Origin of the sequence: Pseudomonas brassicacearum subsp. neoaurantiaca (genome assembly GCF_013608025.1) — a bacterium.
GTDB lineage: Bacteria > Pseudomonadota > Gammaproteobacteria > Pseudomonadales > Pseudomonadaceae > Aquipseudomonas.
Map to the genome: position 1 here is coordinate 1 of NZ_VDLV01000005.1, position 21,294 is coordinate 21,294.

Annotated in this window: 17 protein-coding genes; 12 read left to right on the forward strand and 5 right to left on the reverse strand. The window is 60.7% G+C overall.

All coding sequences use genetic code 11. The annotated features are described in order from the left end of the window. Window positions 1-73 precede the first annotated feature (73 nt). From FHK92_RS04320 to FHK92_RS04330, 3 genes are all read left to right on the forward strand, one after another. Complete coding sequence (locus FHK92_RS04320; protein WP_181286978.1) at window positions 74-1,222, forward strand: pyridoxal phosphate-dependent aminotransferase; 1,149 nt, start codon at window positions 74-76, stop codon at window positions 1,220-1,222. Next, entirely contained in the window at window positions 1,210-2,004 is a 795-nt protein-coding gene (locus FHK92_RS04325; protein ID WP_030139583.1) for an amidohydrolase, read from the forward strand. Before FHK92_RS04320 ends, FHK92_RS04325 begins: the two co-directional genes overlap by 13 nt. 63 nt (window positions 2,005-2,067) lie before the next feature. Further along, the gene (locus tag FHK92_RS04330) at window positions 2,068-2,487 is read left to right on the forward strand and encodes a hypothetical protein (protein WP_030139582.1); all 420 of its coding nucleotides are present in this window, start codon (window positions 2,068-2,070) and stop codon (window positions 2,485-2,487) included. A gap of 183 nt (window positions 2,488-2,670) precedes the next feature. Here FHK92_RS04330 and leuA read toward each other — a convergent pair whose 3' ends face one another. The 3 genes from leuA to xseA form a co-directional block, all read right to left on the reverse strand. Next, entirely contained in the window at window positions 2,671-4,350 is a 1,680-nt protein-coding gene (gene leuA, locus FHK92_RS04335) for a 2-isopropylmalate synthase (RefSeq protein ID WP_181286979.1), read from the reverse strand. 465 nt (window positions 4,351-4,815) lie between these two features. Further along, a complete protein-coding gene (locus tag FHK92_RS04340) occupies window positions 4,816-5,637 on the reverse strand; it encodes a peptidoglycan DD-metalloendopeptidase family protein (RefSeq protein WP_181286980.1) in 822 nt (273 codons plus the stop codon). 3 nt (window positions 5,638-5,640) lie between these two features. After that, window positions 5,641-7,020 (reverse strand): exodeoxyribonuclease VII large subunit, encoded by a 1,380-nt coding sequence (gene xseA, locus FHK92_RS04345; protein WP_181286981.1) that lies wholly within the window; start codon window positions 7,018-7,020, stop codon window positions 5,641-5,643. Between the two features lie 222 nt (window positions 7,021-7,242). Between xseA and FHK92_RS04350 the strand changes: the two genes are divergently transcribed. The 4 genes from FHK92_RS04350 to guaA all read left to right on the forward strand — a co-directional run bounded on the left by FHK92_RS04350 (window position 7,243) and on the right by guaA (window position 12,024). Continuing rightward, window positions 7,243-8,010 (forward strand): sulfite exporter TauE/SafE family protein, encoded by a 768-nt coding sequence (locus FHK92_RS04350; RefSeq protein ID WP_181286982.1) that lies wholly within the window; start codon window positions 7,243-7,245, stop codon window positions 8,008-8,010. A 69-nt stretch (window positions 8,011-8,079) separates the two neighbouring features. Further along, the gene (locus FHK92_RS04355) at window positions 8,080-8,628 is read left to right on the forward strand and encodes a sugar ABC transporter ATPase (protein WP_181286983.1); all 549 of its coding nucleotides are present in this window, start codon (window positions 8,080-8,082) and stop codon (window positions 8,626-8,628) included. Window positions 8,629-8,897: 269 nt separating this feature from the next. Continuing rightward, a complete protein-coding gene (guaB, locus tag FHK92_RS04360; protein WP_181286984.1) occupies window positions 8,898-10,367 on the forward strand; it encodes an IMP dehydrogenase in 1,470 nt (489 codons plus the stop codon). 79 nt (window positions 10,368-10,446) lie between these two features. Beyond that, window positions 10,447-12,024, forward strand: a complete 1,578-nt coding sequence (gene guaA, locus FHK92_RS04365; RefSeq protein ID WP_045155136.1) for a glutamine-hydrolyzing GMP synthase — start codon at window positions 10,447-10,449, stop codon at window positions 12,022-12,024. 233 nt (window positions 12,025-12,257) lie between these two features. Here the strand turns inward: guaA and FHK92_RS04370 are convergent, their stop codons facing one another. After that, complete coding sequence (locus FHK92_RS04370) at window positions 12,258-14,330, reverse strand: TerD family protein (protein ID WP_181286985.1); 2,073 nt, start codon at window positions 14,328-14,330, stop codon at window positions 12,258-12,260. Between the two features lie 571 nt (window positions 14,331-14,901). On the opposite strand from FHK92_RS04370, the gene FHK92_RS27730 reads away from it, so the two are divergent. After that, entirely contained in the window at window positions 14,902-15,177 is a 276-nt protein-coding gene (locus FHK92_RS27730; RefSeq protein WP_258232579.1) for a hypothetical protein, read from the forward strand. Window positions 15,178-15,181: 4 nt separating this feature from the next. Next, window positions 15,182-15,706: a helix-turn-helix transcriptional regulator gene (locus FHK92_RS04375; RefSeq protein ID WP_181286986.1), complete on the forward strand. Its 525-nt coding sequence runs from the start codon at window positions 15,182-15,184 to the stop codon at window positions 15,704-15,706. A 104-nt stretch (window positions 15,707-15,810) separates the two neighbouring features. Here FHK92_RS04375 and treR read toward each other — a convergent pair whose 3' ends face one another. Beyond that, a complete protein-coding gene (gene treR / locus FHK92_RS04380) occupies window positions 15,811-16,515 on the reverse strand; it encodes a trehalose operon repressor (RefSeq protein WP_181286987.1) in 705 nt (234 codons plus the stop codon). Window positions 16,516-16,761: 246 nt separating this feature from the next. Between treR and treP the strand changes: the two genes are divergently transcribed. The 3 genes from treP (at window position 16,762) to FHK92_RS04395 (ending at window position 21,277) form a co-directional block, all read left to right on the forward strand. Further along, entirely contained in the window at window positions 16,762-18,204 is a 1,443-nt protein-coding gene (gene treP, locus FHK92_RS04385; protein WP_181286988.1) for a PTS system trehalose-specific EIIBC component, read from the forward strand. A gap of 61 nt (window positions 18,205-18,265) precedes the next feature. Continuing rightward, entirely contained in the window at window positions 18,266-19,912 is a 1,647-nt protein-coding gene (gene treC, locus FHK92_RS04390; RefSeq protein ID WP_181286989.1) for an alpha,alpha-phosphotrehalase, read from the forward strand. A 141-nt stretch (window positions 19,913-20,053) separates the two neighbouring features. Beyond that, window positions 20,054-21,277 carry a maltoporin gene (locus tag FHK92_RS04395; RefSeq protein WP_181286990.1) on the forward strand — a complete coding sequence of 408 codons (1,224 nt, stop codon included), beginning with the start codon at window positions 20,054-20,056 and terminating at the stop codon, window positions 21,275-21,277. Window positions 21,278-21,294: the final 17 nt, after the last annotated feature.

Genomic DNA, 21,294 nt, shown 5'->3' on the forward strand with positions numbered 1-21,294 from the left:
TGCCCGGCGATTGGGCTATCCTCGACCTCTCCCGCGCCGCACCAGAGCCGGGTGCAGACCCAAGGAACCCTCGATGATCGCCAGCAAGTTGCCGAACGTCGGCATCACGATTGTCACCCAGATGTCACAGCTCGCCGCACAGACCGGCGCGCTGAACCTGTCCCAGGGATTTCCCGATTTCGATGGCCCGCAAGCCCTGCGCGATGCGGTCGGCCGGCACATTGCCCAAGGCCACAACCAATATTCACCCATGACCGGCCTGCCGGCGCTGCGCCAGCAGATCGCGGCGAAGATCGCCCGCAGCTATGACGCCAACGTCGATGCCGATCAGGAAGTCACCGTGACCCCTGGCGCGACCCAGGCGATTTTCTGCGCTATTGCGGCGGTGGTTAACAGTGGCGACGAAGTCATCGTCTTCGACCCTGCCTACGACAGCTACGAGCCTTCCGTGCAACTGGCCGGCGGGCGTTGCGTGCATGTGCCACTGGGCCTGGACGATTTCGCCATCGATTTCCAGAAGCTCGGCGAAGCCCTGAGCCCGCGCACGCGCATGATCATCCTCAACACGCCGCACAACCCCAGCGGAGCGTTGATCAGCCGCGCCGAGCTGGACCAATTGGCGGCCTTGATCCGTGATCGTGACATCTACCTGATCAGCGACGAAGTCTACGAGCACTTGGTATTCGACGGCGTGCCTCATGTCAGCGTACTTGCCCATGAGGAACTGTATCGCCGCGCCTTCGTGGTCAGTTCGTTCGGCAAGACCTACCACGTCACGGGCTGGAAAACCGGCTACGTCGTCGCGCCTGCGGCCCTGACGGCGGAGCTGCGCAAAGTGCATCAGTACGTCAGCTTCTGCGGCGTGACGCCATTGCAGTATGCGTTGGCCGACTACATGGCCGAGCACCCCGAACACGTCGATGAACTGCCAGGCTTCTATCAGGCCAAACGCGACCTGTTCTGTGATCTGCTGGCACCGTCGCGGTTCAGCTTCAAGCGCGTCGCCGGCACTTACTTCCAACTGGTCGATTACTCGCAGATCCGCCCAGACCTCAATGACGTCGACATGGCGCTGTGGATGACCCGCGAACACGGCGTGGCGACCATTCCGATTTCGGTCTTCTACCAGAACCCGCCGCAGGGCCAGCGCCTGGTGCGCTTGTGCTTTGCCAAGCGCGAGGAGACGCTGCGTGAAGCGGCGGAAAAACTATGCGTGATCTGAGTGCCTTGCCCAACCTGAACATTGCCTTGATCCAGACCACGCTGGCCTGGCACGACCGCCGGGCCAACCTGGAGCATTTCGACGCGTTGCTTGAGCAGGCGCGCGGGGCGGACTTGATCATCCTGCCGGAAATGTTCACCACCGGTTTTTCCATGGAATCCGAGACCCTGGCGGAGCCTGAAAACGGACCCGCCAGCAAGTGGCTCAAGGACCAGGCGGCGAAACTGGATGCGGTAATCACCGGCAGCGTGATCGTCCAGGCCGCCGATGGCAGCCATCGCAATCGCTTGCTGTGGGCGCGGCCGGACGGCGAAGTGCTGCATTACGACAAGCGCCATCTGTTCCGCATGGCGGGCGAGCATAACCACTACACACCGGGCGACCAGCAGGTGCTGTTCGAGCTCAAGGGCTGGCGGATTCGCCCGTTGATCTGCTACGACCTGCGCTTCCCTGCATGGAGTCGCGACGCCGAGGACACTGACCTGTTGCTGTATACCGCCAACTGGCCGGGCGCCCGGCGCCATCACTGGAACCGGCTTCTGCCGGCGCGGGCCATCGAAAACCTGTGCTACGTAGCGGCGGTTAACCGGATCGGCACTGACGGCAAGGGCTTCGCCTATACCGGCGACAGCCAGGTGCTGGACTTCCAGGGCGAAACCCTGCTCAGCGCTGGCGAAGCCGACGGAGTGTTCACCGTGTGCCTGAGCGCGGCGGACCTGGCAGCTTATCGCACGCGGTTTCCGGCCAACCTGGACGCCGACCGTTTCGAGTTTATTTATTGAAACGATTCAGCCTCAAGAAGCGCTGTTGCGTGCCGATAACCGGTCAGCCAAGGAGGAGTCTCTATGACCAGTATCAGCGCAACGACCGTAAACCCTTATCCGCTGTCAGCTCCAAAAGTCTCCATTCGCGGGGCTGAGGAAGAGAAGGCGGTCAGTCCGGTGACACCGACTGACAGCAACGAAGACAAGGACAAGGCACTGAAAGTCGACACCAGTGGTGCGAACATCGCCGGTGCCGGCGGCAGCAGCGGCGCCAGCGACGTCATCGAGCAGTTGAAGAAGCAGATCGAGCGGACCGAGAAGCTGCTGGCCGAACAGCAAGCCCAGTTGGCCCGCGTGCAGAAAAGCCAGGCCGATCAGGAGCAGAAATCCCAGGAAGCCATGGCGATCCAGACCCAGATCATGGCAACCCAGGCGACCTTGCAGACCCTGCAGGCTGCGCTGTTGCAGGCGATGACTGTTTCGATCGATACCCATGCCTGATATGTGTATTGCCTGACAGACCGCTTTCGCGAGCAGGCTCGCTCCCACAATATTTTGCATCACACCGACTACTGTGGGAGCGAGCCTGCTCGCGAAGAGGCCGGAACAGCCAACCAAAATACTAGCCAAACAAAAAGGCCCTGAGGTTCACACCCCAGGGCCTTTTTGGTTTTCAGCGACTGATCAGGCCGCCTTGGCTTCCGGCTGGCTCAGTGAGCGGTTCAGTGCGCTGAACAGCGCCTTGAAGCTCGCCGTGGTGATGTTTTCATCGATACCCACGCCGTGCACCGCACGCTCGCCGTTGACCCGCAGCTCGATGTACGCCGCCGCCTTGGCATTGGTGCCGGCGCCGATCGCATGTTCGTTGTAGTCCATGATCTCCACCGGAATTGGCAGCCCGGCCACCAGCGCTTCCAGCGCGCCGTTGCCCTTGCCACGCCAGTGCAGGTTGGTCTCGCCCTGGCCCTTGCTCGCCACTTCCACTTCCACGGCGCTGTTGCCGTTTTCTTCCTGCAGGCGATGGCTGACCAGCGCATACGGCGTGTTGGCTTGCAGGTATTCACGCTGCAGCAAGGCATGGATCTGCTGGGCAGTCATCTCCAGGCCCAGGCGATCGGTCTCACGCTGCACCACCTGGCTGAACTCGATCTGCATGCGACGCGGCAGGCTGATGCCGTATTCCTGCTCCAGCAGGTAGGCGATACCGCCCTTGCCCGACTGGCTGTTCACGCGGATCACCGCCTCGTAGCTGCGGCCAATGTCGGCCGGGTCGATCGGCAGGTACGGCACTTCCCACAGGGTGTCCGATTTCTGCTGGGCGAAGCCCTTGCGGATGGCGTCCTGGTGCGAACCGGAGAAGGCGGTGTGAACCAGGTCGCCGACGTACGGATGACGCGGATGCACGGGGATCTGGTTGCACTCTTCGACCACTTTGCGCACGCCGTCGATGTCGGAGAAATCCAGTTCAGGATTGATGCCCTGGGTGTAGAGGTTCAGCGCGACGGTCACCAGGTCGACGTTGCCGGTGCGCTCGCCGTTGCCGAACAGGCAGCCTTCGACACGATCAGCGCCGGCCATCAGGCCCAGCTCGGTAGCGGCCACGCCGGTGCCACGGTCGTTGTGGGTGTGCAGGCTGATCAACACACTGTCACGACGGGTGATGTTGCGGTGGAACCACTCGATCTGGTCGGCGTAGATGTTCGGGGTGGCGACTTCCACGGTAGCGGGCAGGTTGAGGATCACCTTGCGCTCAGGCGTCGGGTTCCACACTTCGATCACGGCGTCGCAGACTTCCTTGGCGAACTCCAGCTCGGTGGCGCTGAAGGTCTCTGGCGAGTATTCGAACTGCCACTGGGTTTCTGGCTGCTGGGCGGCGTATTTGACGAACAGCTTGGCCGCGTTCACCGCGATTTCCTTCACGCCTTCCTTGTCCTGGTTGAACACGATGCGGCGGAACGACGGGCAGGTGGCGTTGTACAGGTGGACGATGGCTTTCTTCGCGCCACGCAGGGATTCGAAGGTGCGGGCGATGAGGTCTTCACGGGCCTGGGTCAGCACCTGGATGGTGGTGTCGTCCGGGATGTGGCCTTCTTCGATGAGGGTGCGCACGAAGTCGAAGTCGGTCTGCGACGCCGCAGGGAACGATGCTTCGATTTCCTTCACGCCTACTGCAACGAGGGTCTTCCAGAAGCGCAGCTTCTTCACCGCGTCCATTGGCTCGATCAGCGACTGATTGCCGTCGCGCAGGTCGGAGCTGCACCAGATCGGCGCGGCAGTGATGGTCTTCGACGGCCAGGTGCGATCCGGCAGGTTGATGGTCGGGAAGGCGCGGTATTTCGAAGACGGGTCTTTGAGCATGCTCATGGGCGGAATCCTTATTGTCGTGGCCGGAAAAAGGCGGCCTGCCAGTGTTTCGAATGGGGTGGCTCTTCAGCCGGGACGAGGTGCCGCGATTCAGCCCGGCAGTCGTGCGCTGACGAGGCACAGGCTGCGGTGCTGGCGAAGCTGAATGAGGGTATGAGAGGTTTTCATGCCTTCAACCCTAACCGCGTGGAAGGGGGGTTGCAAGCAGTCGGGAAAAATTGGGAGAAGTTCTGTTTTTGGGTGGGTTTGCGAGATTTAATCGCGCATATCTTCAGGATGGGTAGTGGGAATTGCGTCGATGTTTTTAGCTTGGCAATTCCTGGGATGGTGGTGATGCGGCTGCCGTCATCGCGAGCAAGCTCGCTCCCACATTGGAAATTTTGTGTACACAACATTTGTGATCAACCGAGATCCACTGTGGGAGCGAGCTTGCTCGCGATGAGGCCAGTAGCCCCACCATCAACTTCAGGGTTGAAAAGCACCGATAAAAATCGCCGGATCCACCCGCGCGTCGTTCAGGCTGATGTTCCAGTGCATATGCGGCCCGGTCGCGCGGCCGGTGGCGCCGACCTTGCCGACCACGGTGCCCCGGGCCAGTTGCTGGCCGACCTTAACGTCGATCTTCGACATGTGGCAGAACATGCTGATGAAGCCTTGGCCATGGTCGACGAACACGGTGTTGCCGTTGAAGAAATAATTACCGATGAGGATCACCTTGCCGGCGGCTGGGGTCTTGATTGGCGTGCCAGCGGGTACGGCGAAGTCCAGGCCAGCGTGGGGGTTGCGTTCTTCGCCGTTGAAGAAGCGGCGCACGCCGAACTTGCTCGACAGCGGGCCGTTGACCGGTTTGTCCAGCAACAGGTTGCTGGGGATGTTCGGGCTGAAGCTGCGGTAGGCCTTCAACTGCACCGCCAGCTCGGCGTTGATGCGCTTGAGGTCCGCCGGGTTCGGGTTGACCTGGCGTTTGTTCGTCAGGGTGATGTGCTGCTCGGGATATTTCTTGTAGCCGACCACGAAAGGCTGGGTGCCGCCGCCACTGCTGATCTGCTGCGTGCCGGGCTGGACCGTCAGCGGGATGCCGACAATCGCCAGCCAGTTCTGCTGTTCCTTGACCACCAGCACAGGTTTGCCCTGGTACGTGGCTTTGGGTGCCTGGGCCGCGCTGCCCAGGTCCACCACGGCCACACCGCCGGGCACCGGTTTGTTCAACAAGCGGGTGATGTAACTGTCGGCGTGGGCGTTGAAGGTCAGGCACAGCAGGAACAAGGAGGCGAGATATCGCGGCATGAATCAATCCAGTAAAGAAAGGGTGACCGGCGTCAGGTGATTGTCTTCGACCCGCACCAGCAGTTCGCCTTCGCCGAGCTTGGCGGTCAGGCGCTGGCCAGTCCGGGTTTGCCCGGCGCTACGGATCGCATGGCCACGCTCGTCGAGCAGGATGCTGTAGCCACGACCGAGGGTCGCCAGCGGGCTGACGATGTGCAGCGTCTGCATCTGGTTTTGTAGCTGGACGCGTCGCGTCTTGAGGCCTTCGCGCATGGCCCGGGGCAAGCGTTCGGCGAGGCTGTCCAGGCGTTGGCGCAGCATGGCCAACTGTCGGCCCGGATGTTGTCCGGCCAGGCGGGTTTCCAGGCGGATCAGCCGTTCGCGGCGGGTATTGAGGCTGCGTTCGAAAGCCCGGCGCATGCGCATGTCCAGGTCGTCGAGGCGCTGGGCTTGCTGGCGCAGGCGTTCGCCGGGATGACGCAGGCGGCGAGTGAGGCCTTCGAGGCGCAACTGATCGCGCATCAAGCGATCGCGCATGCGCATCACCAGTCGACGATGCAGGCTCTCGACCCGGCGCACCAGGTCGCCGGCATCCGGTGCCAGCAGTTCGGCGGCGGCGGAGGGCGTAGGGGCGCGAACATCGGCAACGAAATCGCTGATGGACACGTCGGTCTCATGGCCGACGGCGCTGACGATCGGCGTGACGCAGGCATCCACCGCCCGGGCCACGGCCTCTTCGTTGAAGCACCACAAGTCTTCCAGCGAACCGCCGCCCCGGGCCAGGATCAGTGCGTCGAAGCCGCGGGCATCGGCCAGTTTCAGCGCGCGGACGATCTGTCCGGTGGCTTCGCGGCCTTGTACAGCGGTGGGAATCAAGGTCAGGGAAATCTGCGGCGCGCGGCGGCGGAACACGCTGATGATGTCGCGGATCACCGCGCCGGTGGGCGAGCTGATGATGCCGATGCGTTGCGGATGGGCTGGTAGCGGAACCTTGCGCTCGGCACTGAACAGCCCTTCGGCGCTGAGCTTTTCCTTCAGGGCATCGAAGGCCAGGCGCAGCGCGCCGTCGCCAGCCGGCTCCACGGTGTCGAGGATCAGTTGATAGTCGCCACGGCCCTCGAATAGCGAGACCTTGCCGCGCACCTTCACCGCCAACCCGTCCTTCAAGGCCTGGCGCACCCGCGCGGCGTTCTGCCGGAACAGCGCGCAGCGCACTTGGGCGCCGCTGTCCTTGAGGGTGAAATACACATGGCCGGAGGCGGGGCGGGCGAGGTTGGAGATTTCGCCCTCGACCCAGATGTTGCTGAACACATCTTCAAGCAACACCCGCGCACGGCCGTTGAGCTGGCTGACAGTCAGGACCTCGCGGTCCAGGCCCAGTCGGGCAAAGGGATCTTTAATCATGGGCGGCATGATAAGGGCATTTGTTGGTGAATCTCCATGTGTGCAGGCAAATAGACCGAGTCGCCTGCTTCGCGAGCAGGCTCGCTCCCACACTTTCAATCACAGTGTTCCTCCTGTAGGAGCGAGCCTGCTCGCGAGACGATAGGCCAATCACCACAAACGCTGGATCTGCCATGACACATCTGGCTAAAGTCCCCGCTCTCCTCATCAAGGAAGTGCCGGATGAATCTTCTACCGTGGCTCGGTGAATGGGCTTTTGCACCCACGCAATGGCTGGTGATCGGCTCGGCCATCGTCCTGGCCTACATTGTGTTCGGCATCGCCGGGTTCGGCACTGCGCTGGTGGCGGCGCCGATCCTGCTGTTGTTCATGCCCCTTTCGAAGATCGTCCCGCTGCTGGTCTTGCTGGATTTTGTCGCGGCGTTCGGCAATCTGTTGCCGTCGCGCCGGGACGTTGCTCGGCCTGAGTTGCTGCGGTTATTGCCGTGCATGGCGCTGGGCTGCACATTGGGGGTGATTTTCCTGCTCAACCTCAAGTCCGACTTGTTGCTGCTGTTGATGGGGCTGTTCATCAGCAGCTATGCCATCTATAGCCTGTTGATAAAGACCCGGCCGACGCAGCTGTCATCGCGGTGGGCGTTTCCGATGGGGACGGTGGGCGGGATGTTCGGGGCATTGTTTGGCAGTGGCGGCTTTTTATATGCCATTTACCTCAACAGCCGTTTGTCCAAGGAGGCGGCGCGCGCGACCCAAAGTGCGCTGATCAGTTGCAGCACCGTGGTGCGCTTGAGCCTGTTCGTTATCGCGGGCGTGTATGCCGAGCTACCCTTATTGATACTGGCGCTGTGTTTGTTGCCGGCCATGGCGCTGGGGTTGTGGGTAGGGCGTCGCTTGACCATGAAGATGTCGCGAGAGGCCTTCGTGCGCCTGGTTACCTGGCTGGTGCTCGCCAGTGGCCTCGCGTTGATCGGGCGCTACCTGAGTGCTTGACCTGGGCCAGCCAGGGATTAAGCTGCCGGCCTTTTATAAGATCCGCCAGGGAAACCGCCAGGCCTCGCCATGAATTCGCAAAGCATCATCGTCCCGAAAATTTCCACCTTGCCGGTCCACGAGCCTCGGGCCCGGGCGATCGTGCGTTGGCTGGTGCGCAAGAACATCGTCGAAGAACAACTGACCACCTGCGGACGCACCGGCAATCGCATGGCCCACGCCATCGCTCCTGGTGCCCGCGATGTTGTCCTGCATCCCGACGCGCTGCCGTTCGGCGAATCGATCAACGGCCTGGAGATCATCACCAAACGCTGCATCTATACGCCGGCCAAGGGCTTTCTCGAGGAGGCGGGTTGTGCCGAGTGTCGCAAGGAAATCGGCGAAGCGCTATTCGAAAGCCTGGAAGACTGGATGCCGGGGCGCACCGATAATTTCACTTGCCCTGAATGCGGGCATGAGGATGACATCAATGGCTTTCTGTTCCTGCAACCCTGCGCCTTCTCAAACCTGGGGTTTATCTTCAACAACTGGCTGGAAGCGGGATTCAAGCAGGACTTTATTGACGAGTTCGCCGATTGGCTGGATCAGCCGGTGAGTTGGGTGAAGGTGGAGTTGTAGTGGACACACCTTGCTGTGGGTGGGAATGCACAGCTCTTGTGGCGAGGGAGCTTGCTCCCGCTGGGCTGCGAAGCGGCCCCGGCTTTTTGGCGGTTGCTGCGCAACCGAGCGGGAGCAAGCTCCCTCGCCACGGGGTCGGTGTATGGCTGGAGCGCAATGATTAGCCCCGCCAATCACCCCGCCAATAATAGACAGAGTTTTACATTGAGCCAGACGGGGTGCATGAGTATAATGGCGCGCTTCCATTTTCCCGCTCGGGAGCCCCCGCGATGCTGCGTATCAGCCAAGAAGCTCTGACCTTCGACGACATTCTCCTAGTGCCCGGTTATTCCGAGGTGCTGCCTAACGAAGTCAGTCTCAAAACCCGTCTCACCCGTGGCATCGAACTGAATATCCCCCTGGTTTCCGCCGCCATGGACACCGTGACCGAAGCCCGTCTGGCCATTGCCATGGCCCAGGAAGGCGGTATCGGTATCATCCACAAGAACATGACCATCGAACAGCAGGCCGCCGAAGTGCGCAAGGTCAAGCGGTTCGAGGCTGGCGTGGTCAAGGATCCGATCACCATCGAGGCTGACGCCACGGTCCGGGATCTGTTCGAACTGACCCGCATGCACAACATTTCCGGCGTTCCGGTGCTGCATGATGGCGACCTGGTCGGCATCGTCACATCCCGCGACGTGCGTTTCGAGAACCGCCTGGATGCCACCGTCCGCCAAGTGATGACGCCTAAAGAGCGCCTGGTCACGGTCAAGGAAGGCACCAGCAAGGACGAAGTCCGCGAGTTGCTGCACAAGCACCGCATCGAACGCGTGCTGATCGTCGACGACAAGTTCGCCCTCAAAGGCATGATGACCGTCAACGACATCGAAAAAGCCAAGGCCTACCCGCTGGCCAGCAAGGACGACCAAGGTCGTCTGCGCGTCGGTGCTGCGGTCGGTACTGGCAAGGACACCGGTGACCGCGTCGCCGCCCTGGTCAACGCCGGTGTGGATGTGGTGGTGGTCGACACCGCCCACGGTCACTCCAAAGGCGTGATCGACCGCGTTCGCTGGGTCAAGCAGAACTTCCCTGACGTGCAAGTGATCGGCGGCAACATCGCCACCGGCGCTGCCGCCAAGGCCCTGGCCGACGCCGGCGCCGACGCGGTCAAAGTCGGTATCGGCCCTGGCTCGATCTGCACCACCCGCATCGTCGCCGGTGTCGGTGTGCCACAGATCAGCGCCATCGCCAACGTCGCCGCCGCCCTTGAAGGCACCGGCGTGCCGTTGATCGCCGACGGCGGTATCCGTTTCTCCGGTGACCTGTCCAAGGCCATCGTTGCCGGTGCCTATTGCGTGATGATGGGTTCGATGTTCGCCGGTACCGAAGAAGCGCCGGGCGAGATCGAACTGTTCCAGGGCCGTAGCTACAAGGCTTACCGCGGCATGGGTTCGCTGGGCGCCATGTCCCAGGCCCAGGGCTCTTCCGACCGTTACTTCCAGGACTCCTCCGCGGGTGCCGAGAAGCTGGTGCCGGAAGGCATCGAAGGTCGCGTGCCGTACAAGGGCACCCTGAGCGCCATCATCCATCAATTGATGGGCGGCCTGCGTTCTTCAATGGGCTACACCGGCAGCGCTGACATCGAAGAGATGCGCACCAAGCCGGAATTCGTGCGCATCACCGGCGCCGGCATGGCCGAGTCCCATGTCCACGACGTACAGATCACCAAGGAAGCGCCGAACTACCGTGTAGGTTAAGGCCTTCAGCAAAACGTTAATCACCGGGGCTGTTCATTCAGCCCCGAGTTGTTTCTGATTCACTACATGAGAATGAGTCATGGCCCTCGACATTCACGCTCACCGCATCCTGATCCTCGACTTCGGTTCCCAGTACACCCAGCTGATCGCCCGCCGCGTGCGTGAAATCGGCGTGTACTGCGAACTGCATCCGTTCGACATGGATGACGAAGCGATTCGCGAATTCGCGCCTAAAGGCGTCATCCTCGCCGGCGGCCCCGAGTCCGTGCACGAAGCCGACAGCCCGCGCTGCCCGCAAGCCGTGTTCGACCTGGGCGTGCCGGTCTTCGGTATCTGCTACGGCATGCAGACCATGGCTGAGCAACTGGGCGGCAAGGTCGAAGGTTCGGACCTGCGTGAGTTCGGTTACGCCCGTGTCGATGTGGTCGGCAAGAGCCGCTTGTTGGACGGCATCGAAGACCACGTCGACGCCGATGGCCTGTTCGGCCTCGACGTGTGGATGAGCCACGGTGACAAGGTCACCAAGATGCCGGAAGACTTCCACATCCTCGCCAGCACCCCGAGCTGCCCGATCGCCGGCATGTTCAACGATGATCGTCGCTACTACGGCGTGCAGTTCCACCCGGAAGTGACCCACACCAAGCAGGGCGGCCGCATCCTGTCGCGCTTCATCCTCGACATCTGCGGGTGCGAAGCCCTGTGGACCCCGTCGAAGATCGCTGAGGACGCCATCGCCCAAGTCCGCGCCCAGGTCGGCACCGACAACGTGCTGCTGGGCCTGTCCGGCGGTGTAGACTCCTCGGTGGTTGCCGCGCTGCTGCACAAGGCCATCGGTGACCAGCTGACCTGCGTCTTCGTCGACAACGGCCTGCTGCGCCTGCACGAAGGCGAGCAAGTGATGGCCATGTTCGCCGAGAACATGGGCGTCAAGGTGATCCGCGCCAACGCCGAAGAGCAGTTCCTGAACAACCTGGCCGGCGAATCCGACCCGGAGAAGAAGCGCAAGATCATCGGCCGTACCTTCATCGACGTGTTCGATGCCGAATCCTGCAAGCTGGACAACATCAAGTACCTGGCCCAGGGCACCATCTACCCCGACGTGATCGAGTCGGCCGGCGCCAAGAGCGGCAAGGCCCACGTGATCAAGTCCCACCACAACGTCGGTGGCCTGCCGGAGGAGATGAACCTCAAGCTGGTCGAGCCGCTGCGCGAACTGTTCAAGGACGAAGTGCGTCGCCTCGGCCTGGAACTGGGCCTGCCGTACGACATGGTCTACCGCCACCCATTCCCGGGCCCGGGCCTGGGCGTCCGGATCCTCGGTGAAGTGAAGAAGGAATACGCCGACCTGCTGCGTCGTGCCGACCACATCTTCATTGAAGAACTGCGCAAGGCCGACTGGTACCACAAGGTCAGCCAGGCGTTTGTCGTGTTCCAACCGGTGAAATCGGTGGGCGTGGTCGGCGATGGCCGTCGTTACGCCTGGGTCGTGGCGCTGCGCGCTGTGGAAACCATCGACTTCATGACCGCTCGCTGGGCACACCTGCCGTACGAGCTGCTGGAAACTGTTTCCGGGCGGATCATCAATGAAATCGAAGGTATTTCTCGCGTCACGTATGACGTGTCGAGCAAGCCGCCGGCGACGATTGAGTGGGAATGATGGGACATCCCGGGGGATATTATCCCCTGCGGTTTTGAAATCGATGCAACGTCGATTTTGTCTTCGGAAGGAGGAAGGGGCATCTTCAACCTCTTCCTCCACTCTGACGAGCCGGTTGTTGGAAATAATCGTTTTTGTGCGCGGCTCTTGTTATCTAATCGTTTTTATCCCGTTCTAATCGATGGCTGACAGGATCAGGCACACGGCGATCATGTCGAAGGCCGGCTCAGGTATCAGAGAAACGCTGCTCGAATCAAATCCGTATCGAACGGCGTAACTCCTTGGTGAGGCGAAAATACCGCCTGTGCCTGTTCCGGCGAAGCCACGCGTTCTCCTCGCGCACGCACGTGTAGATCGAACAGCGTCTCCAAATCCGGACGTGGCGTGTGCACCAAGGCCCGCAGCATCAACGATATCCCACTCAGGTTGTTCTGAACGTTGTTCCATCGTGGTGAAGATGTGAGCCCTAGATCGGCCCAAATCACGCGCCGCTCCTGCAAGTCCATCACGAACGGCAGACAGATCTGTGTATCGGACGCGATGTCGAGACGGTCGATCACGGATCGCGGTTCGAATACTTCACCCGATGCCACGTCAGCACGGGCCATCCAGCCAGCGAAGCATTCGGGAAGGTCGCAGTACGGCTGCTCGGTATAAGAGTTGATGGACGTGACGACGTAGCGGATACCCTTCTCGAGGAGGGCATCAACGTCAAGGTCGATGAATTCCGAAGCGCCGTGGGGCGCGTCGACGATGTCACCGCTGTGGTAACCACCGAACGCCTTCAGGTTGTAGTACGAGACAGTTTGCATGAACACGAAACGGGTGTTGAAAAAAGCAGCGGACAAGTCGATGTCTGTGCGTTGACCGCCGTTCTTCCACCAGAGGAACAGGCGAATGAAACGCGTGTCAGGCATAGGTAACCGGCTGCCTCGCACCAGCGTACGCAGCGACTTCGATGCGGCGCGCTGCGCAAGTGGCACTCTGTACTCACGCAGTGAGGGATCAATGAAACAGCGGCCTAACGGAGGCAGCGACGCGAAACGCTTGATCAGAGCGTCCTCGCAAATTTGGGCCGCACGTGCCAACACCTCGGGTGTGAGAGGCTCACGTCGATCCTTTATGCCATAGACTTTGGCCAAGGCCCCTTTTGGTGTGAAGGCCCGCAAGGGCAGGGGACGCGGGGCTCTTACTTGGGCCAGCATCTGCAGCAGGATAGGTGAGGAGACCTGTGTCGCGACAGCCTCGAAAGCATCGAGCACGGCATCTGGATCGGTCGCACGGCGCAAGGTCACATCCAGCCGTCGAGCGAATTCACCGGGACGATCCTGCAGTATGGGCGTAAGCGCGGCGATCTGACGCTGGGCAAGCAGTGTTTCGACACGTGATCCAAACGAGGCCGGCGCGTCGTTGCGGCGCGCTGCCGTGATGGCGGCGAGAGCGCGTGGGTACTTATCCGCATATTCCCCCGGATGTAGTACTTCGGCCAAGCGCTTCCAGCGTTCGGCATGGCGCATCACATCCTCCGCAGCGCTGGGTGCGCGATCGAGTAGGCGCAACAGCAGACGGCGCGTCGCGCGCTTCATCGCCGTGAAACGAGTCGAAGCTGTCGTCAGCGACACGTCTCCTCCAGTCAATGCGACCGCCAGTCGTAGTACGTCCGTCGCCGTTTCGACGTTTCGTTCCAGGAAGGCGTCCAGCCGTGCATCGCTGGCTACATGCCGGAGCAGTGCGCCGCCAACCAATGCACGGGTTTCCCGAAACGGTACGGCTTCCGGCAGCAGACGAAACACGTCGCCTTTGTACGCTCGGATAAACCAGACGACGTCAGTAGTTTCCTCATCGGAGAGCGAGGTACGCGCGGAAACCAGCGGTTCGAGCATCGACTCGAATTCAGAGACGCTTCCCAGTTCGATGACCCGGGATACGAAATTCCCTTTCAACATCACAGGTCGAGGGTGCTCTTCGGGTGGCAAACGCCAAAGCGTGAGGTAGTGCAAGACGGCGGTAAGATACAACTCCGCCTCGGAAGCCTTCAGTACTTGTTCTGGAAAGGCTGGGTAAAGCGGCCTGTGGTGCACATGGGCGCCGGTCTGCCGCCGAAGTACCCCGACAATTTCGCGCAGCCAGTGTGTGAGTTCTGCCGCCGAGAGCATGCTGATGCGCTCAATCAATGGTTCCGATAGCACGCATCGGAACGCGGCGATTTCCTGGACAGCCGACGCGACCTGGGCGCGCGTAGCACCGCCGGTGCCCATCGGGACGTGAACCTTGCTGCGGCGATGCAGGAACAGCTCCTGATTCATGCTTGATTCTCCCTTGGCCGCCATTGTAATCAGGCAGCAGCGTCGCGTCTTCAGTCGATATAAAAACGCCTGCTAATAGCAGGCGCGGTGTGGAGAGCGGAACCCCTAGGTCATTAGGGATAGAAGGAAGGTGTTCCATAGCCACGGCGGCATTGTACGAAAGGTGGGTCCTGCTTGTCAGGCAAACACATAGCTTGAAACGTACTCGATTCTCAGCCGGCAATTTTCCTTTTAATTGCTTCCGGACTTGGAAGCCCCCACAGGACCGTTCTGTCGACCTGGAACCGCGGCGAGACAGCTTGCTCCCGCTGGAGTGCCAAGCGCCACCGTCACCTTTCGCTACGATTTCTTGCCTCAATAGGCGCAGAAGAGTGCCTACCATCGGCGGCGATGCCCAGCTGATTTCGCCGGCGTGCTCGCAAACGCTGTCGCGCCGTGCTCACCGACGTCCGCGCACAGTTCATCAAGTTGCTATCGACCAACGTGAGCGCGGCTGAATGCTGCGTTTGAAAGAATTGTCAGGGTTGTCATATGACAACCCTGCGCTTTATGCGGATACTGGAGATCACGGATGACTCGTCCAACGCACCCGAAAAAAGAGATTGAGGAAGCGTTAAGGCATGCCGAAGGGCACGGCTGGCGCATAGAAGTCGGCGGCAGCCACGCTAGGGGACGAATTTATTGTCCGTTCAAAAACGTGGAGTGCCGTTGCGGTGAGTTCTGCATCACTTCGATATGGAGCACGCCGAAGAACCCAGGCAACCACGCGCGAGCGTTGAGACGCGTCGTGAGGAATTGCTCGAGGCATCGCAATCAGCGCGATGCGGATCACGATGCTAAGGAATAGAACGATGGAATATATCTTTACCTTGAAATATCAGCTTGTTGATGACGGCTGTGCCATGGATGAATTGGTCGAGCGGCTGGGTGAAGCGGGCTGCGACGATGCCTTGGTTGGTATCGGGCAGCCCGGGCGGATGGCGCTTGAGTTCACTCGCGATGCGCCTGATGCGGTCGAGGCCGTGCTTAGCGCTCTGGCCGATGTTCAGCGCGCGGTGCCGTCGGCCAAGTTGATCGAGGTTGCGCCTGATTTAGTCGGTCTGACAGACGTCGCCGAGATCGTAGGCGTGTCTCGGCAGAACATGCGCAAGCTGATGTTGGCTCATCCGGGCAGCTTCCCTACGCCGGTGCATGAGGGCAGTACATCCATTTGGCATTTAGCGGATGTTCTGGGCTGGCTCCAGGCCAAGGGCAGCTATTCGCTTGCCAAGAACGTGCTGGATGTGGCGCAGGTGGCCTTGCAGGTCAACGTTGCGAAAGAAGGCCGAAGGTCGCCTGGCATGGATATTAAAGAGTTGGATGCTTTGGTTGGGTGACGAAATCACTGATGTTTGGGGTCTACTACAAGATAGTTCCCTGACGAGCCGGCATAGCGTCAACAGTCGATCGCGGCCTGTAGAGGCCGCTACCCAAGCTATCCTCACCGCCGCGCCACATCCGAAAAATAAAACTTATCCAAAGTATGCCGCGATTCGGTGTACTCGAACTGTCGGCCGTCCTGGAGAAAGGTCTGGTTGCTGACCACGATCACATGGCTCTGGCCTTCGAGATCCAGGTGTTGCTGGTCGTCCTTGCCGCAGCGGACCGCTTCGATGGTGCGCTGCGCGTAGGCGATTTGCAGTTGCAAGGTCTGCTCGATGAAGGCGTAGATCGACTGCACGGCGATGTCGCGGGTCAGGCCGGGGATCACGTCGCTGACGAAGTGGTTGATGTCGAGGATCACGCGTTTGCCATCGATTCGTCGGACCCGCTTGATGCGTGTGATCTGGCTGCCGACGGGCGCCTTGATGTGTTCGAGCAAGGCGCCTTCCAGGGGCAACTGACTGAATTCGACCACTTCGGTACTGACATCGTTGCCCAGGCGCGGGTAGGTCTCCTGGAAGCTGACGATGCCACCGAGCTGGAATTCGATGGGCTGGGTCGACAACACAAAGGTGCCCTTGCCATGGATCTTCTGGGCGAAGCCGCGCTCCTGAAGTTGTTCGATGGCCTTGCGCACCGTGCCACGGCTGGCCTGATAGCTGTCCATCAGTTCGGTTTCGGAGGGCAGGCGGGCGCCTCGCTCCAGGCGTTCGGTGGTAATGCTGGTCAGCAGATCGTTGTAGATCTGGTTGTATTTACTCATGGAAAGGGCTCTGTACAGCGCTGTTCACCGGGGCGGAACCTTACGGGCCAAGTGGGGGACTTGTCCATTCGCCTGTCATATTTTGCCGACAGCAGCGTAGGACTTTTCCGGGATCTCCGGGGGCTTATCATAAACAAAAACACAACTCGTACAGACGAGTTGTTGATTTAACTCGTACAGACGAGTATTTTCCTCTTCCACGTGCTGTCGACTCTCAATAACAAGAATGACGCGGAAGAAAAAAGCATGAGCCACGATTACTCCAGAATCGCCAGCGAGCTGCTGCAAAGCTTGGGTGGCGTCGACAATATCGAGCAGGCGGCCCATTGCGTGACGCGCCTACGCCTGTCCCTCAAGGACGCGGCCCGGGTGGACAGCGCCACGTTGAACCAGATCGACCTGGTCAAGGGCTCGTTCTTTACCGGTGGTCTGTTCCAGGTGGTCATCGGCCCGGGCGAGGTGGAGAAGGTCTATGCCGCTCTGCGTGAGCTGACGGGCCTGGCCGCCGCGACCATTGCCGACGTCAAGCGCCAGGGTGCGCAGAAGGGCAACGGCATGCAGCGCCTGGTGCGGGTATTGTCCGATGTGTTCATGCCCATCCTGCCCGCCCTGGTCATCGCCGGCCTGCTGATGGGCGTCAACAACCTGCTGGGCGCCAAGGGCATGTTCATTGCCGGGCAGACATTGCTCGATGCCTATCCGAACCTGGACGGTGTCTGGAGCCTGATCAACCTGATGGCCAATACCTCCTTCGTCTTCCTCCCGGCCCTGGTGGGCTGGTCGGCGGCCAAGCGTTTCGGCGGCAGTGAGATCCTCGGCATCGTGCTGGGCCTGATGCTCGTCCATCCGGACCTGCTCAACGCCTGGAACTACGGCAAGGCCGTTGCGGGCCTGGACGGCCAGAGCTTGCCGTATTTCGATATCTTCGGTTGGTTCCGGATCGAGAAAGTCGGCTATCAGGGGCAGATCCTGCCGATCCTGCTGGCGGCCTATGTCATGAGCGTGATCGAGCGCTGGTTGCGGGCCAGGGTGCCCAATGCGATCCAACTGCTCGTGATTCCCATCACCACCATCGTGATCACCGGTGTACTGGCCCTCGCCATCATCGGTCCGGTCACTCGGCACCTGGGGATCCTGATCACCGAAGGCATGGTGGCGCTGTTCGACCTGGCACCGGTGATTGGCGGGGCGATTTTCGGCCTGCTCTACGCACCGTTGGTGGTGACTGGGATGCACCACATGTTCCTGGCGGTGGATCTGCAGTTGATCTCGACCCAGGGTGGCACGTTCATCTGGCCGATGATTGTCATGTCCAACCTGGCCCAGGGCAGCGCAGCGCTGGCGGTGTTCTACATGACCCGCAATGCGCGGGACAAGAGCATGGCGTCCACCTCGGCGATTTCCGCTTATTTCGGCATTACTGAACCGGCGATGTTCGGGGTCAACCTGCGCTACAAATTTCCCTTCTATTGCGCTCTGGTGGGCTCGGCCCTGGGCTGCATTTTCCTCTCGCTGAACAAGATCAAGGCCTCGGCGATTGGCGTGGGAGGGCTGCCAGGTTTCATTTCCATCGTGCCGGACTACATACCGATGTTCGTGGTCGGCATGGTCATCGCCATGAGCGTGCCCTTTGCCCTGACCTGCGCGTTGAGCATGAAAATTGTCCGGCCGGGATATCGAGTGGCCTGACGCCGGGCACTTGCATAGGCGGCCTGCGAGGCCGGTAGAAAAAAGACTGAAGGAATTGCACATGCAAGACTGGCAACGCTCGGTGATCTATCAGATCTACCCCAAGAGCTTCTATAGCCATGGCGGCCAGCCCACCGGCGATCTGTTGGGGGTGGTGGACAAGCTCGACTACTTGCACTGGCTGGGTGTCGATTATCTGTGGCTGACGCCGTTCCTGCGTTCACCGCAACGGGACAATGGCTACGACATCAGCGACTACTACGCCATCGACCCCAGCTACGGCACGATGACCGATTGCGAATTGTTGATCGCCGAAGCGCAAAAGCGCGGCATCAAGCTGATGCTCGACATCGTGGTCAATCACACGTCCATCGAGCATCCCTGGTTCCAGGCCGCACGCAGCAGCCTGGACAACCCGTACCGGGATTTCTATATCTGGCGGGACCAGCCGAACAACTGGGAGTCCAAGTTCGGCGGCTCGGCCTGGGAGTACGAAGCCCAGACTGGCCAGTATTATCTGCACTTGTTCGACCACACCCAGGCCGACCTGAACTGGGACAACCCCCAGGTTCGCGCCGAAGTGTTCAAGATGATGCGTTTCTGGCGCGACAAGGGCGTGGGCGGCTTCCGTCTCGATGTGATCAACCTGATCTCCAAACCGGCCGACTTTCCGGACGACCACACGGACGGCCGACGCTTCTATACCGACGGCCCCAACGTGCACCGCTACCTGCAGGAAATGCATCGCGAAGTCTTCGAAGGTTTCGAGCTGATCAACGTCGGCGAGATGTCCTCCACCAGCCTTGAACACTGCGTTCGCTATTCCAGCCCGGCTTCCCGCGAACTGTCGATGACCTTCAACTTTCACCACTTGAAGGTGGATTACCCGAACCTGCAGAAGTGGGTGCGGGCCGATTTCGATTTTCTCGAACTCAAACGCATCCTGTCCGACTGGCAGGTCGGCATGCAGGTCGGTGATGGCTGGAATGCGCTGTTCTGGTGTAACCATGACCAGCCGCGGGTGGTGTCGCGGTTCGGGGATGACGGTGAATACCGCGTGCCTTCGGCGAAGATGCTCGCCACGGCGTTGCACTTTCTCCAGGGCACGCCATTCGTGTACCAGGGCGAAGAATTGGGGATGACCAATCCCGGCTTCGACCACATCGAGCAATACCGCGATGTGGAGACCTTGAATATCTATCGCCTCAAGCGCAACGCCGGAGTCCCCGAAGCCGAGGCCATGGCCCCGATCATGCAGAAATCCCGCGACAACGGGCGCACGCCGATGCAGTGGAATGCCGGGCCGAATGCGGGTTTCAGCCAGGTTGAACCGTGGATTGGCGTGCCTGCCAACGCCGCGTTCATCAATGTCGAGCAACAACAAAAAGACTCGACCTCCGTGCTGCATTACTACCGTCAACTGATCGCCCTGCGCCGCAGCGAAGCCCTGATCCAGGACGGTGTCTATCGCCTGCTGCTTCCCGAACACCCGCACGTGTGGGCATACCTGCGCGAAGGGCAGGGGGAGCGCTTGCTGGTGGTCAACCATTTTTATGCTGGTGACTGCGACGTGGAACTGCCTGAAGGGATCCTCAACCCTGGCACGAAACAGCGCTGGGTGATCGGCAACTACGAAGCCGGCGAACATCGATACCGACGGCTGCGCCTGCAGCCCTACGAGTCGTTCGTGCTGCACCTGAGCGACTGAAAAAACTTCCCCTGGTCCAGGCAAATGCCTGACAGCGAACACGTTGCGCCTGACGCATCGTGGGTCCCTTGTCGTCAGCTGAATGGCTAATCAAGGGGAAGGCATGGAACAAAAAAACAATAAGAAACAATGGAGAGGCGTATGAAAACAATAATAAACCGTGGCCTGGCTGCGTCCTGCATCTGCCTGGCGCTGCCGTTCCCGGCCCAGGCGCTGGAGTTTTCCGGTTACCTGCGCAGTGGCGTCGGCAGCGCGACCAATGGCCGGTCCCAGTCCTGCTTCCAGCTTCCCGGTGCGCAGAGCAAATATCGGTTGGGCAACGAGTGCGAACAGTACGGGGAACTGGAGCTACGCCAGGACCTCTTTACCCTCGACGATGGCTCGGTGCTGAGCGTGGACGGCATGGCGTCGCTGTACAACCGCTATGACCGCACACCGACCTTCCAGGGCGAAAACGGCGCGGCGCGCATGCCGCAGATGTATGCCCAGTGGTCGAACATGCCCAGTCTGAACGGCGGTTCGTTGTGGGCCGGCCGGCGTTACTACAAGCGGAACGACATCCATATCTCGGATTTCTACTACTGGAACCAGAGCGCCACCGGTGGCGGCATCGAGGACGTGCTGATCGGCGGGCTGAAATACAGCTATGCCTTCTCGCGCAAGGACAACCTGTACCAGAAAGACCCGGTCAACCGGCATGACTTCAACGTCGCCGGTTTCAAGACCAACCCCGGCGGCGAGCTGGAATTTGGCCTGAGCTTCATCGACCGGGCGGACCGTCGCGACGCCCATCGCGGTTGGGCCTTGACCACCCAGCACGTGCAGCAGGACTTTCTCGGCGGCAAGAATAAACTGGCCTTTCAATACGGCGAGGGCCCCGGCACCGGGCTTGGGTATACCGGCGACACCGGGCTGGATGACAGCAGCAAGAGCTATCGCCTGGTGGAGTTTTTCGATTGGCAGGTTACGCCGCGTTTCGGCGGTCAAATGCAGGCGGTGTACCAGAAGGACATCCGCCCCGACGGGGCCGATCAGGATTGGCTGTCGTTAGGGGTTCGTCCCGCCTATGCCATCACCGATCAGTTCAAGCTGGTGACCGAATTGGGCCATGATCAGGTGAAGGCCAATGATGGAACACGCAAGCTGAGCAAATTCACCTTTGCACCCACCTGGTCGCCCAAGGGCCCGGAATTCTGGGCTCGCCCGGAAATACGCCTCTATTACACCTACGCCAGTTGGAACGAGGCGGCCAAGCGCGCGGCCAATGAACTGGCGGCCGGCTCGGCGCTGTCCGACACCGGTGTTTTTGGCGGGGCGCGACATGGTTCCAACGTGGGCCTGCAAATCGAATACTGGTGGAAATGACCCGTGTAGCGCGGGTC

Bases quoted from the DNA above. Each gene is read 5' to 3' on its own strand.
- FHK92_RS04320 (WP_181286978.1), top strand. From the start codon at position 74: ATGATCGCCAGCAAGTTGCCGAACGTCGGCATCACGATTGTCACCCAG.
- treC (WP_181286989.1), top strand. From the start codon at position 18,266: ATGCAAGACTGGCAACGCTCGGTGATCTATCAGATCTACCCCAAGAGC.
- FHK92_RS04330 (WP_030139582.1), top strand. From the start codon at position 2,068: ATGACCAGTATCAGCGCAACGACCGTAAACCCTTATCCGCTGTCAGCT.
- FHK92_RS04375 (WP_181286986.1), top strand. From the start codon at position 15,182: ATGGAATATATCTTTACCTTGAAATATCAGCTTGTTGATGACGGCTGT.
- treP (WP_181286988.1), top strand. From the start codon at position 16,762: ATGAGCCACGATTACTCCAGAATCGCCAGCGAGCTGCTGCAAAGCTTG.
- FHK92_RS04340 (WP_181286980.1), bottom strand. From the start codon at position 5,637: ATGCCGCGATATCTCGCCTCCTTGTTCCTGCTGTGCCTGACCTTCAAC.
- guaA (WP_045155136.1), top strand. From the start codon at position 10,447: ATGGCCCTCGACATTCACGCTCACCGCATCCTGATCCTCGACTTCGGT.
- xseA (WP_181286981.1), bottom strand. From the start codon at position 7,020: ATGATTAAAGATCCCTTTGCCCGACTGGGCCTGGACCGCGAGGTCCTG.
- FHK92_RS27730 (WP_258232579.1), top strand. From the start codon at position 14,902: ATGACTCGTCCAACGCACCCGAAAAAAGAGATTGAGGAAGCGTTAAGG.
- treR (WP_181286987.1), bottom strand. From the start codon at position 16,515: ATGAGTAAATACAACCAGATCTACAACGATCTGCTGACCAGCATTACC.
- FHK92_RS04370 (WP_181286985.1), bottom strand. From the start codon at position 14,330: ATGAATCAGGAGCTGTTCCTGCATCGCCGCAGCAAGGTTCACGTCCCG.
- FHK92_RS04325 (WP_030139583.1), top strand. From the start codon at position 1,210: ATGCGTGATCTGAGTGCCTTGCCCAACCTGAACATTGCCTTGATCCAG.
- FHK92_RS04350 (WP_181286982.1), top strand. From the start codon at position 7,243: ATGAATCTTCTACCGTGGCTCGGTGAATGGGCTTTTGCACCCACGCAA.
- FHK92_RS04355 (WP_181286983.1), top strand. From the start codon at position 8,080: ATGAATTCGCAAAGCATCATCGTCCCGAAAATTTCCACCTTGCCGGTC.
- leuA (WP_181286979.1), bottom strand. From the start codon at position 4,350: ATGAGCATGCTCAAAGACCCGTCTTCGAAATACCGCGCCTTCCCGACC.
- guaB (WP_181286984.1), top strand. From the start codon at position 8,898: ATGCTGCGTATCAGCCAAGAAGCTCTGACCTTCGACGACATTCTCCTA.
- FHK92_RS04395 (WP_181286990.1), top strand. From the start codon at position 20,054: ATGAAAACAATAATAAACCGTGGCCTGGCTGCGTCCTGCATCTGCCTG.